Source organism: Solidesulfovibrio aerotolerans (assembly GCF_009856865.1).
Taxonomy (GTDB): domain Bacteria; phylum Desulfobacterota; class Desulfovibrionia; order Desulfovibrionales; family Desulfovibrionaceae; genus Solidesulfovibrio; species Solidesulfovibrio aerotolerans.
In genome coordinates, this window is sequence record NZ_WVUD01000003.1 from 183,326 (window position 1) to 198,699 (window position 15,374).

A 15,374-nucleotide genomic window follows, 5' to 3' on the forward strand; every position below is an offset into this window, starting at 1 on the left:
CCATGTTGCAATATTCGGAGCTGCGCACCCAGAGTACCGAACTCTTGGACAAATTTGAGGAACTCTGGAGGCGTCTTTGACCTGGCCAAAAGCCGCGAGCGCCTAAGCGTTATCGAATTGGAACTGTCCCAACCCGGTGCCTGGGAAAACCCCGAACGCATGACCCCGATCTTGCGGGAGAAAAGCGTCCTGACGGCCAAGGTGAGCGATGCCGAGCGGTTGCTGGCCGCCCGGGCCGATCTCGACGAATGGCTCGGCATGGCCAAGGACGACGGCAGCCCCGAAGTGCTCGACGCCCTGGCCGAACAGATCGAGGCCTTGCGGCTTGAACTGGCCGATGCCGAACTGGCCGCCTTTTTCGGTCCCGAGGACAACGCCGACGCCATCATGGAAATCCATCCGGGAGCCGGCGGCACCGAGGCCCAGGATTGGGCTGAAATGCTGTTGCGCATGTACCGCCGCTGGTCCGAACGCAAGCAGTTTACCGTCACGCTGCTCGATTTCCTGCCCGGCGATGAAGCAGGGGTGAAAAGCGTCACCTTGCAGATTTCCGGTCCCTATGCCTACGGTCTGCTGGCCTCTGAAAAAGGCATCCACCGCCTGATCCGGATTTCACCGTTTGATTCCTCGGGGCGGCGACATACTTCCTTTGCCTCTGTAGACGTCTACCCCGATGCTGGCGTAGATATCGACATAGAGATCAAAGAGGATGATCTGCGCGTGGATGTCTTCCGGGCTTCCGGCCCGGGCGGCCAGCACGTCAACAAGACCTCCTCGGCCATCCGTATCACCCACCTGCCCACCAACATCGTGGTGCAGTGCCAGAACGAGAAGTCGCAGCACCGCAACCGCGAATCGGCCATGAAGGTGTTAAAGGCCCGGCTCTACGATCTGGAACTGAAAAAGATCCAGGCCGAAAAGCAGGAAAATTACGATTCCAAAAACGCCATCGGCTTTGGTTCCCAGATAAGGACCTACACCATGCAGCCTTACAGATTGGTCAAGGATCATCGTACCGGCGTCGATGCCGGCGATGTTGACGCGGTGATGGACGGCGAATTGGACAAGTTCATCCGTGGCTTTTTGCTCAGCGCCGGCAATGAAACCCGCTAACGACCCCGACGCCCCGGCCGTCGGCAAAGCCAACGGTTGTGTGCCGGATTTTCCGGACGAGGCTCTTTTGGCCGAGCTTGAGGCCCTGCGCCAGATGCTGGCACCGGTGGAGAAACCGGCCTGCGCCACCGAAGGCGACGGCCTGATCATCATGCGCCTGTGCTCGGGCCTGACCTTGCCGGAGTGGGAGTGCCTGCGCAACCGGCGGGATCTGCGCGACTGGCTGGCCCTGCCCCTGTCGGCCAATCCCTTCCCTTATCTGACCCGCATCCAGCAGACGCTTGAGGAGCTGGTCTTTCTCTCCGAGCACGATCCCCTGACCAAGCTGTACAACCGGGGGGCTTTCGAGCGCATTCTCGGTGCCGAACTTATCCGGTCGGCCCGTTCCGGCCAATCCCTGGCCCTGGTGCTGCTGGACCTTGACGACTTCAAGCTGGTCAACGACACGTATGGCCATCCCTGCGGCGACCGGGTGCTGGAAACCATCGGGGCGCTTTTGGCCGCTGAAAAGCGCACCTACGACTACGCGGCGCGCATCGGCGGTGAAGAATTCGCCCTGATCCTGCCCGGCGTCGGCCTTATGCGGGCCGAAGGGGTTATTGAACGCCTCATCGAGTCGGCCCGGTCGTTGCGCATTGTCTGCGACGGCGTGGATACGCCCCTGCGCGTGACCATTTCAGCCGGTCTGGCCTGCACCAAGGGCAAATACCCCATCTCCCTGGAAAAGCTCTACGCCCTGGCCGACGGGGCCCTTTACACCGCCAAGGCCCAAGGCAAGGACCGACTCTTTTCCGCCCCCATCGCCGACCTCACGGCACCACCGGAAAACACCCTGGTGCGGGCCGACGAAAAACGCTTCCTGTTCACCGGTTCAACCAAAGGATGACATGGCTATGTCCGAAGCCCAAAATCCCAACGCCACCCTGTCCGTGGCTATTTTAAGCGGCAAGGGTGGCGTGGGGAAAACCAATCTCGCCCTGAATTTAAGCTACGCGCTGTTTAGGGCCGGCCACCGCATCCTGCTCATGGATTTCGACGTGGGCCTGGCCAACGTCGATGTGCTCCTCGGTCTGTCGCCGGAAAAAAATCTCCAGGATCTCTTTCGGCCCGATGTGACTGCCGAGGAAGTGGTCCTGGCCGTGGAGCCGGGCGGCTTCGATTTCCTGCCCGCCGCCAGCGGTGTGCCGGAAATGCTGGAAATGGACGACGACATGCGCGAAGTCCTGTTCCATAAGCTCAACAAGGTCTTTGGCAGCTACGACTATCTCATGCTCGACCTTGGGGCCGGCATTTCCCAGACCATCCTGTCCGTGGCCGCCATGAGCCAATTGCGCGTGCTGGTCGTCACCCCCGAGCCCACTTCGCTCACCGACTCCTACGCCGTAATAAAGGTGCTCCACACCCAGTACGGGATTACCGACTTCCATATCATCGTCAATCAGGTGGAAGGACCGGCCGACACCCAGGCCACGTTTACCCGCCTGTCCACCGCCTGCAACCATTTCCTGGGCTTTGAGCCGATCCTGCTTGGCGGCGTGCGGTCCGATCCGGCCCTGCCGGCTGCGGTGCGACGCCAGATACCGCTGTTGCGCCACGCCCCGCGCAGCCCGGCCGCCCAGGACATCGTCAACGGGGCGGTCAAGCTCCACCGGGTCCGCCAACAGCGCCAGCAAGCCCTGGTTGATGCGCCAGTGCTTGGAAAAATACCGATAATCCGCAAGTAAGTCTTGACGGGCACCGGTTTTTTTCGGCAATGGTATGAAATAGATGGACGATTGATCCGACCCGCTTCCAGCGGGATTCGGCCAACCGTCAAAAGCGCGAGGACCACGCGATGAACAAAAGCGAACTCATCAAGACCCTGGCCGAAACCAAAGGCCTGCACATCGACGAAGCCGCCGACATCGTCAACGCCTTCGTCGATTCCGTCAAACAGGCGCTCATTAACGAAGACCGCGTGGAAATCCGTGGGTTTGGCAGCTTTAAAATCAAGGGCTACAAAGGCTATACCGGACGCAATCCCAAGTCCGGCGACGTCGTCACCGTGGCACCCAAAAAACTGCCGTTTTTCCGCCCGGGCAAAGAACTCAAGGAATACCTCAATAAATAATCCTATGGCAACTCTGCGCATTCTGTTTTTGGTCCTGGCCCTGGCGGCAGCGACCGCAGCAACGGCTTTTGCCGCCGATCCGGCCCTGACCATCCTCTATGCCGGCAATACGTACGGCTATTACGATCCCTGCCCCACCTGCGGGCCGCAAAAACTGGGCGGTCTGGCCCGCCGGGCCACAGCCATCGCGATGCTGCGGCAAAACGCGCCCACTGCCGGCAAAGTGCTGGCCGTGGCCGGGCCGTGGGAGTTTCTCCCCGAAGTCTCGGCCGCGCCGCCCGAGCCAGACAAATTGCCGGTCGTGGCCAAGGCCCATGAACGCCTGGCCTACGACGCCATGGCCCTTGCCCCCCAGGAAGCCAGGCTTTTAGCCGAGCACAAGTCCCTGCCGCCCAAGGGCGCGGTGGTACTCGAAGACGCCCCGGTCACCCGCATCGTCATCGTTGGCGGCGTTGCCGTGGGGCTTTTGTACTTCCCCATGCCCAAAGACATCAGCGCCGTGGTGCCGGACAAGCTTATGGACGCCACAGCCAGGGCCGCAGCCGAACTGCGGGCCAAGGCCGCCCTGGTGGTCGGCATCAGCCCCTGGGGAGCACTCGACGAGGAAGCCTTTATCAACACCCGAACCGGGGCCGTGGATGTGCTGCTCGGCAGCGGCGGCGGATCCGGTTTTGCCTCCCGCACCTCCAAGGACGGCCGCACCTTGTGGACCCGGGCCTATATCAAGGGCAAGACGCTCAACCGCCTGGATTTGCTCGCGTTGCCCGGAAAGCCCGGCTTTGTCTGGAAAATCGGCGAGAACTTCACTGCCAAGGTCGATCCTTTGGATGAAAACTTTCCCCAGGATCAGGCCGTGGACGCGCTGCTCAAATAACCCGACCTTGTGCGGCCCGCGTCTGGTTGCCGCCCCGTCTCCCGGCTGGTGTCCTTGGCAGACAAGGGAACCGACAAGGAGGCGGGGCGGCAACCGATGGTTTTTACCCCCCTGTCAAACCGCCAACGCAACCCGAGGCTCATCCCGTGAAGACTCGCTCCCATCGCGCCGCCCTCGCCCTATTGCCCCTGGTTCTGGCCGTAGTCGTCGCCCTGCCGGCGGCTGCCCAGGAACCGATCCTCACCATCGTCTTATCCGGCAACACCTACGGCAACTACGAGCCCTGCCCTTCCTGAGGCGGCAAGCTTGTTGGCGGGTTGGCCCGGCGGGCCGCCTTTATCCAATCGCTTCGCGCCACTGCCCCTGGCAAGGCACGCACGCTTGTTCTCGGCGCGCCCTTTGAAATTTTGCCTGACGGGCCGGACCGAAAGCCTGATCCCCATCGCCTGCCGGCCATAAGCCAGGCGCTTTCCCGCATCGGCTACGATGCCGGGGCCTTGCTGCCGGATGAGGCCGCCTATCTCAAAAGCGCTGACGCGCCCATCCCGTCCGGCTTTGACGTCCTGGACAACAAGCCCCAGACCAAAGTGCTCAACGTTGCCGGTGTGCCGGTGGGCCTTGTCTTTTTTCCGCCGCCGCCGGATCTGACCAAACCGGCTCCGGCCGCCATCGGTGATGCCGTGGCCCGGGCGGCCAAGGCGCTTCGCCCCTCGGTGCGGCTGGTTATTGGCCTAAGCGGCCTGGGTATGCCCGACGAGGAAGCCTTCCTCACCGCCCACCCGGATGCCCTGGATGTGCTGCTCGGCAGCGGCATCAGCGCCGGCACGGCCGGCCGGGTCGGCCCCCAGGGCAAGACCCTGTGGGCCCGGGCCTACACCCGGGGCAAGACCGTCAATCGTGTCGATCTGCTGGCCTTGCCGGACGGGGCAGGCTTCGCCTGGACGCCCAATGGCAACTTTAGGGCCGAAGTGGTCAACCTCGATGAGGCCTACCCGGCCGATCCCGAGATCAAAAAGCTTTTTGAATAGCCGAACAGGGAGAACTGGCCGGTTTTTACGCCAGCACAACAAGTGCCGGCGGCTCCTGCTGCAAGTTCCCCCTGTGGCGTGCTAATAGAAATGGACGGGCGGCATGTCCCGGGGCGGGATCTGCCCCACGCGGCTGGCCGGGCGGCCCAATAAAAGTGCGGCATAGCCCCTGTGCCCGGCCGGCACGCCCAGCGCCGTCCCCACCGGCGGATGCGCGGCCAGGGCGAACATGAGATACCCGCACCAGCAGGCCCCATAGCCCGCCGCTGCTGCCGCGATTTCCAGCCACGAGGCGGCGATAATCGCATCGACCTCGGGACTGATGCCCTGCTCCGGGGCATGGGCCACCACAACATGGGGCGCACCGCGAAAGATCACATCCTTGCCCTTGGCCGCCGCCCGGGCCGCGCCGGCCAGATGCAGCTCAGCCGCCCGGGTCGAATCCGCCGCCACTTCCAAAGCAATCCAATCCAAAACAAGCTGCCGGGCTGCGTCCATGCGCGCCGGACCATCCACCACCACATACCCCACCTGGCGCATATTGTGGCCGGTGGGGGCGTGGCGCACGGCTTCGATAAGGCCCACGATGTCCTCCCGGGGCACGGGAGCCGGGTCGTAGGTGCGGCACGAGCGCCGGGCCATGAGCAGATGGCGCAGGGAGGCCGGGCTGGGCAGTTCTTTTCGCCGGATAGGCTCGAAATCTTCTCGCGGCAGCAAGGCATGGACAAAGGCCTTGGCCGGGCAGGCGATAACGCAATGGCCGCAGCGGATGCAATGGGCTTCCCGGCCAGCCAGGGCCTGGGGCGCTTCACCCGGCTGACGCTGGCGCACCAGACTGGCCGGGCAGGCGGCAACGCACAGGCCGCAGCCAGTGCAATTTGCAGTGACGCTAAATAGTTCCATGGTGTTCCTTGGGGGCGGGGATCAGGGGATGCGGCGGCCATAGGTGTCGCGCAGGATGGTCAGGGCCTCTTCCTCGCGCTGCACGTACATATCCGGGGCAAAAAGGGCCGTGTGCCCGACGTTGTGGCGCACACAGGCATCGAGCGGCACATGGGCGAAGCTGTGGCCCAGATGGACCATGTCGCCAAACCAAGCCACGCCGATGTCCAGGATGCCGTTGCCGGTTTCGGGATTGCCAACATCGACGTAGGCCCCAAACGGCCGGGCCGGGCCTTTCGGGCAGGTGTCGGGCCGCACCGCGTCCAGGCGCAGCAGACAGCAGAATTCGTTGAGCCGGCACTCGGGCAAGGGCCAGGGCCGCTGGCGCAGGGCCTCGGTCGGCTCGTCCAGATATTTGCGGCGATAGACCACCGACGGGTCCACGGCGGCATAGAGCGCAGCCAGTTCGGCGAAATCCGGGCGATAGTCCCGGTAGCGTCCCGGACCGCAGCGCCCGAGCATGTGCGCCGGGCACAACCAGCATTGGCCGATCTCCCCGGCCCCGGCCTGACTGCCCAGGCCGGCCAGCAACTGGCCGACGGCGTCGCCAATAAATTCGCAATCGTTATGGATGAGGAGCAGATAGCGCTTGTCGGTGTGCTCAAAGGCATACTGATAGCGCAGGGCGTGGCGGTAGGCATCGTCGCCAAGCCGCGTTTCGTCCACGGCGTAGCGCCAGTTCATAAAGGACGGCCGGTGGTGGATGATCCGATCCCCCAGGGCCGCCAGAATATCGGCATGGGCAAAGACGGCGTTGAGGGAGTCGGGCTCTTCGCAAAAATAAATCTTGTCGATGAAGCGGCCACTGTGGGCGAGCAAAGAGACCAGGGCCAGGGCGGTCTGGGCCGGTTTGCCAAAAACATTGACGGCGACATCGACGATACGGGATTTCATGGGTGCTGGCCTGATTGTCCTCTCCTAGCCCAAGACGGTCGGGCGGGCAAGACGCGGGCGTACTGGTCTGGCCGTCCCGGTCAGGGAAACCGGATGGCCGCCATGGTGATGTCGTCTTGCCGGGGACGGCCCTGGGCAAAAGTTCGCAAGGCTTGGGCCACGGCTTCCAAAATCCGGTCGGCCGGCTTGTCGGCAGTACCGTGCAGGATGTCAAGCAGCCGGCGCTTCCCGAACATCGCGTCGTTGGCGCCCCGGGTTTCCCATATGCCGTCGGTGCCGATAAACACCACACCGCCAGCCGGCCAAGGGCCTGAACTGGCCACATAGCGGAAACCCTCCACAACTCCAAGGGGGGGGCCGCCACCGGCCAGTTCAGCTATTTCGCCCTGGCTGGCCCCCACCACCAGGGCCGGATCGTGGCCGGCCCTGACCCAGCGCAGATGCTTGGCCGCAGCGTCGATCTCCAGATAAAAAAGCGTCAGGAACCGTCCCGTGCCGTAGACATCCTCGGCCACCCGGGAGTTGACGGCGCTGACCACCGCTCCGGGATCGGCGTACATGGCGGCGGCCATGCGCACGGTTGCCCGGGCCGAGGCCATAAGCAGGGCCGGTCCCACGCCGTGCCCGGCCACATCGCCCACCACCACCACGGTTTTGGATGGCCCGGTTTGAATAAAATCATAATAGTCACCGCCAGTTTCATCACAATAATCGCTTGAGGCGGCAATATCGAGGCCGGCGATTCGCGGCGGCCCGGTCGGCAAAAGATTGCGCTGCACATCTTCAGCCACTTTGAGCGCATCGAGCAACGCCACCCGCTGGGACAGTCCCTCGATCATGGCATTGGCCTCAGCGGCAATCAGGCCGAATTCGTCGGCCGTGGCCACAGGCAGGCGCACGGTCAGGTCGCCCTGGCGCACCCGGGCCATTCCCTGCGTGATCGTGCCGAAAAGAAAGTGCAGATTGCCGGCATAAAGCAGAATCAGCCGGGAAGCCCCGGCCAGCAACACGGCCATGACAAAGGCGATTTCAAGCATAACGGAACGACGGGCTGCGGCCAGCACCGCCGGCTCCCGATCCAGGGAGGACAGCCAGCTTACGTCGCCAGCCCAGATCAATCCGAAAAGACCCATGAGAAGGACGGTGGCTATTGCGGCCATAAGCAAAAAGCGCCGGGACAGGCTGCGCAGCCGGTGCGGCCGGGCAGCCGTAAAGCCGCCGCCCCCCGCCGTGGCCCGGAGTACCACGGTACGCAGGCGCAACAAAGCGCCTTCCAGGCCCAGATAGAACCCGGCGGCCAAAGACCCAAGCACCAGTTTCCAGCCGGAAACCCAGAGAAAATCAATGTGCGCCTCCATCCACAGGCCCCCAAGCAGCCCGGCCAACAGGCAGCATCCCATCTCCAGGATGAATTGCCGTGAAGGCTGGTCCCGGTCCGCAGCGGCCAGGACAACGCGGCGCATGTAAAGTCCCCGCACAGCCAGGGCAACGGCAAAGGAAGTGGCAAGTATGGCCCCCAGATGCACGGGGGGCACGGCGTCTATGAAGGGTCAGACCTGGCCGCCATAAAACGTCAAAAGGACGACCACAAGCAGATAACGCGCGGCAACGGCCAGGGAACCGGGCATGGTCAGGTGTCTGTTCATGGCCTTGTCATGCCCGAAGGCCGGGCGACTGGCAATGGCCGGGGCGGGCTGCCGGTCTTTCGGAGGGCTGCGAGAAAAAGAAGCGGCGACCTGCCCCTGGACAGTTAAACCATCCAGAGGGAAATCGCCGCAAATACAAACGCCCGGTAGGATCGACGTCCAGGAAACAAAGGCTATTTATCTTTTTTCCTGGCCCCGTCCATGGTGTGGCGATCCTTGGCCGGCAGCACGTTTTTGCGCAGACGGATGGATAAGGGTGTGACTTCCACCATCTCGTCTTCGCGCACGAAGTGCAGCGCCCGCTCCAGGGTCATGGGCAGGACCGGGGTGAGAATGACATGTTCATCCTTGCCGGAAGCCCGCATGTTGGTGAGCTTTTTTTCCTTGCAGGGATTGACGTTGATGTCGTTGTCGCGGTTGTGCTCGCCAACGATCATGCCCTCGTAGACCGGCTCGCCCGCCGTGATGAACAGCCGGCCGCGCGGTTCGAGGTTAAACAGCGCATAGGGAACGCCAACACCTTGGCGGTCGCTGACGATGGAACCGGTGAACCGGCTGGGGAAATCGCCCCGGTATTCGTCGTAACCGGAAAACGACGAGTTCATGATGCCGGTGCCCTTGGTGTCGGTCAAAAATTCGTCGCGATAGCCGATCAGCCCCCGGGCGGGAATGGAGAACTCCAGGCGCACCCGGCCCGAGCCGTGGTTGACCAGATTGAGCATGCGGCCCTTGCGCACGGACAGCTTCTCCGTAATCACGCCGACAAAAGCCTCGTCGGAGTCGATAAACAGGTGCTCGATGGGTTCCTTGCGCACGCCGCCTTCGGTCTTGTAAATGACCTCGGGGCGACCGACTGAAATCTCGAAACCCTCGCGGCGCATGGTCTCAACGATAATGGCCATCTGGAACTCGCCCCGGCCCTTGACCGTAAAGGCGTCCTTGTCTTCGGTCTCTTCGACCTTGATGGCCACGTTGCGCAGCGTCTCTTTGTACAGGCGCTCGCGAAGCTTGGCCGACTGCACGAACTTGCCTTCGCGACCAACGAACGGCGAAGTGTTGATGGCAAAGCGCATGGACACGGTCGGTTCGTCCACATTGATGCGCGGCAAGGCCTTGGGCGATTCGGCCACGGTGATGGTGTCGCCGATGGTCACGTCTTCAACGCCGGAAAGGACGAGGATGTCGCCCGGATCGGCCGCTTCGGTCTCGGTCAGCTTGGGGCCTTGATAGACCTGCAATTTCGAGATGCGCAGCGGTTTGGTCGTCCCTTCGGCGTCAATGCACACCATGGTCTGGTTGATGTGCGCCGTGCCGGAGACAACGCGGCCAACGGCCAGACGGCCCAGAAAATCGGAATAGCCCAGATCCGACACCAGCATGCGAAACGGCTCGGCAGCGTCGTGGAGCGGCCCCTTGATCTCGGACAGGATCGTCTCGAACAGGGGCGAGAGGTCGCCGCTTGCATCGTCCAGGCTGCGTTTGGCCATGCCTTCGCGGCCGATAGCATAGAGCACCGGAAATTCCAGCTGTTGCTCGGAGGCGTCGAGGTCAATAAAGAGGTCGTAAATTTCGTTTAAGACTTCCTCGACCCGGGCATCCTTGCGGTCGATCTTGTTCACAGCCACAATGACGGGCAGACCCCGGTCCAGGGTCTTTTTAAGCACAAAGCGGGTCTGGGGCAGCGGCCCTTCGGAAGCATCGACCAGCAGCACCGCGCCATCGACCATGGACAGCGCCCGCTCCACTTCGCCGCCGAAATCGGCGTGGCCCGGGGTGTCGATGATGTTGATTTTCACCCCGTTCCAGATCACGGCGCAGTTTTTGGCGGCAATGGTGATGCCGCGTTCGCGTTCGAGATCCATGCTGTCCATGATGCGGTCGGTCATTTCCTGGTTCTGGCGGAACAGACCGCTTTGGCGGAACATATGATCAACCAGGGTGGTTTTGCCGTGGTCGACGTGGGCGATGATGGCGATATTGCGCAGGGCTTCGTTTCTGGTCGCGTTTTTCATGCAGGAATCCTTGAAGGGCGTTGGGGGCAAACGTCGGGGACGCTGCCGGGGGACGGGGACATACCGCAATGGTCCAACTTAGGCAATCGGCAGTGTGAAGGTAAAGGTGCTGCCGGCTCCGGGCTTTGATACAAAAAAAATGCGACCGCCGTGTGACTCGACGATATGTTTGCAGATGGCCAGGCCAAGACCGGTCCCCTTGGGCTTGTTGGTCAGGGTTCCGCCGATCTGGTTAAACTTTTCAAAGACCTTATGCTGCTCGGCCTCGGGAATGCCGATGCCGGTGTCGGCGACTTCGATGACGATGGAATGGCCTTGCACCCTGGCCCGGCAGGCGACCGAGCCGGTCTCGGTAAATTTGAGGGCATTGGAGACGAGGTTGACCAGCACCTGGATAAGCCTGTCCCGGTCGCCGACGATCTCCGGCAGCCGTCCCTCGATGCTGGTGGTCAGATTGACCCTGGACCCCTGCAACAGCCCGACACAAGCGCTCATGACATGGCGGATCACAGCGGCCGGGTCCACCCGATCCTTGTGAAAGGCCATCTTGCCGGCTTCGAGCTTGGCCAGATCGAGGACGTCGTTGATCAGATGTTTGAGCCGTTCACCCTCGGCCACGATGATGCCGAGATTCTCCTGGACCTGCTCAGCCTGGCGGCGCCGTTGGGGCGGCCCGTCGGTCAGGGGGGCCAGCAATTTTTGCAGGCGTTTCTGGATCAGCACGGCAAAGCCCAGGACCGAGGTCAGGGGCGTGCGGATTTCGTGGGACACCATGGAGAGAAAATCGGATTTGGCCCGGTTGGCCGCCTCGGCCGCTTCTTCGGCCCGCTTGCGGATGGTCACCTCGTGCAGGAGGCGCTCGTTGATGCGCGTCAACTCTGCCGTACGTTCGGCCACCCGCTGTTCCAGTTCGTCGTGGTAGCGGATAAGGGTCTCTTCCGCCTTTTTACGCACGGACACATCCTGGACCGAGCCGTCGAAGCGTTCGGCCTGGCCTTCGCCGTCCCGGATGCGCCGGGCGTTGATCAGTCCCCAGATGCGCTGGCCCGATTTGGTGAGGAGCTGGACTTCCAGATTCTTGACCTGATCGTAGCGCTCAAGCTCGTTGCGGATGCGGTGGCGGTCGTCGGGGCAGTCCACCACGTCGTCCACCACGTTTTTCACATGCTCCATCAGGTCCAGCGCCGAGGTATAGCCGAGAATGGCCGCCAGAGCCGGGTTCACATTCATGAGCCGGCCGGTCAGGGTGCTTTGGAAAATGCCCTCGGCGGCGTTTTCGACAATACCCCGATAACGTTCCTCGGCCCGGCGCAGGGCCTCTTCGCTTTTTTTGCGTTCGATGACGTCGCGGGCCACGATAACGGCGATGGGGCCGTCCCCGCCCTGGGCCAGACGAAAGGTCATCTCCACCGGCAGGCGGGTGCCGGCCACCGCGCCGGGCAGGGCCAGGGCGGTTTCGATGCGCCCGGCGGCAAAGTCCCCGGAAAAAAGGCCCCGGAGCTGACAGACCGCGTCAACGGGCAGGAAATCTTCAAAAAACCGGCCGACCAATTCGTGGCTGCCAAGGCGCAGCATGGCCCCGGCCGCCCCGGCGGCGTCGGTAATGCGGCCGCTGCCCACATCCACGAGAAAAATAGCGTCGCCGGTCTGATCGAGCAGGGAGCGAAACCGTTCGAGTTCCTCCAGACGCCGCCGCAACTCCGGATAATAGCTCTTGCTGACCGAGTGTTCCCCAAAGCCGAGCAGCCGGGTCCGGCGGTCGTCAGGCTCAGGCCCGGGATTGGTAGGCGCTTTCATAAAGGGCTTCCAGATCAGCCTGGGTCGGCTGCCGGGGATTGGTCAACAGACACGGATCATCCAGGGCCGTGCGGGCCAGATCGGAAAAATTCGACACGCGCACGCCCAGGTCGGCCAGCCCCATGGAAACGCCGACGCTGCGTTTGAAGGCAGCCAGAGCCGCCAGGGTGGCGGCTTTTTTCTCGCTTTGCGGCGCGGCGGCGCCAAACTGCGCCCCGAGACAGCGCCCCAGGGTGTCGTAACGGTCCGGGGCGGCGGCATAATTGTAGGCGACCACGTGATCGAGCAGGATGGCGTTGCACAGGCCATGGGGCAGATCGAGCAGCCCGCCGAGGCTGTGGGCCATGGCGTGGACCGCGCCGAGGATGGCATTGGAAAAAGCCAGGCCGGCATAGAGGCTGGCCAACTGCATGGCCCCCCGGGCCTCGATAGCATCCGGGGCATGCATGGCGCGGGGCAAATTGGCGGCAATGAGGCGTACGGCCTCCAGAGCGAAAAGATCGGTGACCGGACCATGGGCATTGGACACGTAGGCTTCCATGGCGTGGGTCAGGGCGTCGAGTCCGGTATAGGCGGTCAGCTCGGCGGGCATGGTGGTGGTGACGTCGGGATCAAGCAGGGCGGCGTCGGGAATGAGCGTCTTGCTGGCAATAACGATTTTGCGTTGCCGGGCCGTATCGGTGACGATGGCAAACTGCGAAACTTCGGCACCGGTGCCCGAGGTGGTCGGGACGCACAACAGCGGCGGCCCCGGCCGCTCGACGTTGTCCACGCCCTCGAAGTCGAGGATATGGCGCCCATTGGCCCAGGCGATGCCGATGGCCTTGGCGCAGTCCATGGCCGAACCGCCGCCCACAGCCACAATGGCGTCGCAGTCGCACGCGGCAAAGGCGGCCACGCCAGCCATGATCTCGTGGTCCCGGGGATTGGACGACAGGGCCTCGAAGCGTTCGGTTTCCACCCCGGCCTCGCTCAGACTGGCCGCGACACGCTGGGGCCAGCCCAAATCAGCTAATCCGGGATCGGCCACCAAAAGCGCCCGACGCACCCCAAGTCCGGCCGCCTGTCGGCCGGCCAGACCCAGGGCACCCTGACCGAACACGAACTCCGGGGCCACAAATTTGCGCATGGATAGTAGGAGTCTCTCCGGCATGCGCCCATCCTTTGGCGGCGTCTGACATCTCTGTGCCCGCTCGCCGAAACAATGTTCTACTATGGCGTTCGCGAATTGCCGTTATGGTTACCCAAGTATTAACACAAAATTTATTATTTTTATTCACAAAAAAACATAAATATTTTTTTGTGAACGCAACACTAGGGGGCCAGGGACGCGGCGTCAATCACCGTCACCCCGTGCCGGACCAGCAGATCTGGCAGTTGCAGCGCAGTAAACACCCGCAACTCTTCCTCACGACCGAAGTCATAGGTGCTGATAGCGCTCAGTGTTGCGTCGCAAAGACCCGGGTGGCACATGATTTCCACGGTTCCCTCGCCGCCCAGGGCCGCAAACGCCGCATCAACCAAAGAAAGAAAATGGGGGACACTGAGGGTTTCCCCGTAAAACCGCGTGACGCAGACGTCGGCATGGGCCACCCCGGCCGCGTCGAGAGTCCGGCGCATATCGTCGGAAAGCGCCCGGGCCGGCAGGCCCCATTCCCGGGCCAATTCCACAAAGGCCGCAAACACCTCGGGCCGCTTGTGGATATGGTGGTGGGAATCCAGGTGGCTCGGCGTGAGGCCAGATTCCAGAAAACAGGCCAGTTGCGCCTGCCATTCCCGCCGCACTTCGCCTGGGTCCACATTGCCCAGCGCCATCTTTTTGCGTGGGAACAGGCCCTCGGCCGTCACCAGACTCGGCACCGCGTCTGGCGGCAGACAGGGGGTGCCGCCGGTGAGTTGCAGATGCAGGCCCACCCGGTCCGAAAACGGCCGGCCGAAGCGGGCAATCCGCTCCACCGCGCCCGGCACGCAAACCATGGCCGTGGTCCCGCCCACCACCCCGGCGGCCAGGGCCTGGGCAATGCCGGCGCTCACACCCTCGGTCAGCCCAAAATCATCCGCATTGACAAAAAGCCGCCGCATCCGCCCTCCCTGGCAGTCTTTCCCTTCAAAACAATCGTCACGTCCTGGCCTGCGCAATGCCGGCCAAGGAGGCGTCACGGTCTGGCCTGCGCCAATGCCGGCCATCCCGCCACCGGGCAGACCGGGGCCGCCAAAACGGTCAGGAAGCCCGGGCCATGTCCAAGACGGCCGCCACGAGCTTTTCGATGCCGAGAGCTATGTCGGCGATGCCCGGCCCGAGCATGTAGGCCGGCGTGCTCACCAGCCGGTTGGCCGCATCCACCACGATTCCGTCGACAGGACAGACCACATGCCGGGCGCCGGTCCCTTCCAGCCCCTGGGCCGTGGCGGGATCGTTGCCGATGGTCAGTTCGGGATGATGCGCTCCAAGGGCCAGGGCCACGACAACCGGGGCGATGCAAATGGCCCCGATGGGCTTTTGGGCGGCATGCATGGCGGAAAGCAGGGCGGCAACCGACGGCTCGACCGTGCCCTTGGCTCCGTTGACGGCAAAATCGCACAAATTTGTGGCCGCACCCAAACCGCCGGGCAAAATGAGGCCGTCCAGGTCCGCCGCCTTGACCTGGGCCACGTCGGCCACTGCTCCCCGGGCGATGCGGGCGGCTTCCACCCGGATATTGCGTGTTTCGCCCATGGGCTTTTTCGTCCCATGGTCCATGGCCGCAACCGTCATATCCGGGGCCAGGCACACGACCTTGACCCCGGCCTTGTTCAAAAAATACAGCGTCAGTGTGGCTTCGTGGATTTCCGAGCCATCCAGGACGCCGCAACCCGACAGGAGTACGCCGATGGTCGCCATGCTCCCCTCCCGTTACTGGTGTTGTTCTCCCGCAGCCTATGCCGGCCGGGGCAAAAATCTATCCTCTGCCCCCGGCT

The 15,374-nt window shown here is 63.1% G+C and carries 14 protein-coding genes; 6 read left to right on the forward strand and 8 right to left on the reverse strand.

Features of this window, described 5'->3' with window-relative positions; genetic code table 11:
• Nucleotides 1-2 precede the first annotated feature (2 nt).
• From prfB to GTA51_RS03620, 6 genes are all read left to right on the forward strand, one after another.
• A protein-coding gene (gene prfB / locus GTA51_RS03595) for a peptide chain release factor 2 (protein WP_160958754.1) occupies nucleotides 3-1,113 on the forward strand; the annotation gives its coding sequence in 2 pieces (ribosomal slippage) (nucleotides 3-77 and nucleotides 79-1,113; 1,110 coding nt in all).
• Complete coding sequence (locus tag GTA51_RS03600) at nucleotides 1,100-1,999, forward strand: GGDEF domain-containing protein (protein WP_160958756.1); 900 nt, start codon at nucleotides 1,100-1,102, stop codon at nucleotides 1,997-1,999. Before prfB ends, GTA51_RS03600 begins: the two co-directional genes overlap by 14 nt.
• Before the next feature lie 7 nt (nucleotides 2,000-2,006).
• Nucleotides 2,007-2,837, forward strand: coding sequence for a MinD/ParA family protein (locus GTA51_RS03605; protein WP_160958758.1), 831 nt, complete (start codon nucleotides 2,007-2,009; stop codon nucleotides 2,835-2,837).
• Between the two features lie 110 nt (nucleotides 2,838-2,947).
• Nucleotides 2,948-3,223, forward strand: a complete 276-nt coding sequence (locus GTA51_RS03610) for an HU family DNA-binding protein (protein WP_024826291.1) — start codon at nucleotides 2,948-2,950, stop codon at nucleotides 3,221-3,223.
• Between the two features lie 4 nt (nucleotides 3,224-3,227).
• Entirely contained in the window at nucleotides 3,228-4,097 is an 870-nt protein-coding gene (locus GTA51_RS03615) for a UshA-like (seleno)protein family 2 (protein WP_160958759.1), read from the forward strand.
• Nucleotides 4,098-4,243: 146 nt separating this feature from the next.
• Nucleotides 4,244-5,125 carry a UshA-like (seleno)protein family 2 gene (locus GTA51_RS03620; RefSeq protein WP_420705126.1) on the forward strand — a complete coding sequence of 294 codons (882 nt, stop codon included), beginning with the start codon at nucleotides 4,244-4,246 and terminating at the stop codon, nucleotides 5,123-5,125.
• Between the two features lie 81 nt (nucleotides 5,126-5,206).
• Here GTA51_RS03620 and GTA51_RS03625 read toward each other — a convergent pair whose 3' ends face one another.
• The 8 genes from GTA51_RS03625 to elbB form a co-directional block, all read right to left on the reverse strand.
• Nucleotides 5,207-6,028 (reverse strand): nitroreductase family protein, encoded by an 822-nt coding sequence (locus tag GTA51_RS03625; protein WP_160958763.1) that lies wholly within the window; start codon nucleotides 6,026-6,028, stop codon nucleotides 5,207-5,209.
• Between the two features lie 21 nt (nucleotides 6,029-6,049).
• A complete protein-coding gene (locus GTA51_RS03630; protein WP_160958764.1) occupies nucleotides 6,050-6,961 on the reverse strand; it encodes a hypothetical protein in 912 nt (303 codons plus the stop codon).
• An 80-nt stretch (nucleotides 6,962-7,041) separates the two neighbouring features.
• Nucleotides 7,042-8,496 carry a PP2C family protein-serine/threonine phosphatase gene (locus GTA51_RS03635; protein WP_160958766.1) on the reverse strand — a complete coding sequence of 485 codons (1,455 nt, stop codon included), beginning with the start codon at nucleotides 8,494-8,496 and terminating at the stop codon, nucleotides 7,042-7,044.
• 284 nt (nucleotides 8,497-8,780) lie between these two features.
• Nucleotides 8,781-10,619: a translational GTPase TypA gene (gene typA / locus GTA51_RS03640; protein WP_160958768.1), complete on the reverse strand. Its 1,839-nt coding sequence runs from the start codon at nucleotides 10,617-10,619 to the stop codon at nucleotides 8,781-8,783.
• A 78-nt stretch (nucleotides 10,620-10,697) separates the two neighbouring features.
• Complete coding sequence (locus tag GTA51_RS03645; RefSeq protein ID WP_160958770.1) at nucleotides 10,698-12,416, reverse strand: sensor histidine kinase; 1,719 nt, start codon at nucleotides 12,414-12,416, stop codon at nucleotides 10,698-10,700.
• Complete coding sequence (gene ercA / locus GTA51_RS03650) at nucleotides 12,388-13,569, reverse strand: alcohol dehydrogenase-like regulatory protein ErcA (RefSeq protein ID WP_160958771.1); 1,182 nt, start codon at nucleotides 13,567-13,569, stop codon at nucleotides 12,388-12,390. Before ercA ends, GTA51_RS03645 begins: the two co-directional genes overlap by 29 nt.
• 161 nt (nucleotides 13,570-13,730) lie before the next feature.
• On the reverse strand, nucleotides 13,731-14,498 hold the full coding sequence (locus tag GTA51_RS03655) for a carbohydrate deacetylase (protein ID WP_160958773.1): 768 nt from the start codon (nucleotides 14,496-14,498) through the stop codon (nucleotides 13,731-13,733).
• Between the two features lie 139 nt (nucleotides 14,499-14,637).
• On the reverse strand, nucleotides 14,638-15,297 hold the full coding sequence (gene elbB / locus GTA51_RS03660; protein ID WP_160958775.1) for an isoprenoid biosynthesis glyoxalase ElbB: 660 nt from the start codon (nucleotides 15,295-15,297) through the stop codon (nucleotides 14,638-14,640).
• Nucleotides 15,298-15,374 lie beyond the last annotated feature (77 nt).

Coding starts and splice junctions, on each gene's coding strand:
- GTA51_RS03600 (WP_160958756.1), top strand. CDS start 1,100: ATGAAACCCGCTAACGACCCCGACGCCCCGGCCGTCGGCAAAGCCAAC.
- GTA51_RS03605 (WP_160958758.1), top strand. CDS start 2,007: ATGTCCGAAGCCCAAAATCCCAACGCCACCCTGTCCGTGGCTATTTTA.
- GTA51_RS03610 (WP_024826291.1), top strand. CDS start 2,948: ATGAACAAAAGCGAACTCATCAAGACCCTGGCCGAAACCAAAGGCCTG.
- GTA51_RS03615 (WP_160958759.1), top strand. CDS start 3,228: ATGGCAACTCTGCGCATTCTGTTTTTGGTCCTGGCCCTGGCGGCAGCG.
- GTA51_RS03625 (WP_160958763.1), bottom strand. CDS start 6,028: ATGGAACTATTTAGCGTCACTGCAAATTGCACTGGCTGCGGCCTGTGC.
- GTA51_RS03630 (WP_160958764.1), bottom strand. CDS start 6,961: ATGAAATCCCGTATCGTCGATGTCGCCGTCAATGTTTTTGGCAAACCG.
- typA (WP_160958768.1), bottom strand. CDS start 10,619: ATGAAAAACGCGACCAGAAACGAAGCCCTGCGCAATATCGCCATCATC.
- GTA51_RS03645 (WP_160958770.1), bottom strand. CDS start 12,416: ATGAAAGCGCCTACCAATCCCGGGCCTGAGCCTGACGACCGCCGGACC.
- ercA (WP_160958771.1), bottom strand. CDS start 13,569: ATGCCGGAGAGACTCCTACTATCCATGCGCAAATTTGTGGCCCCGGAG.
- GTA51_RS03655 (WP_160958773.1), bottom strand. CDS start 14,498: ATGCGGCGGCTTTTTGTCAATGCGGATGATTTTGGGCTGACCGAGGGT.
- elbB (WP_160958775.1), bottom strand. CDS start 15,297: ATGGCGACCATCGGCGTACTCCTGTCGGGTTGCGGCGTCCTGGATGGC.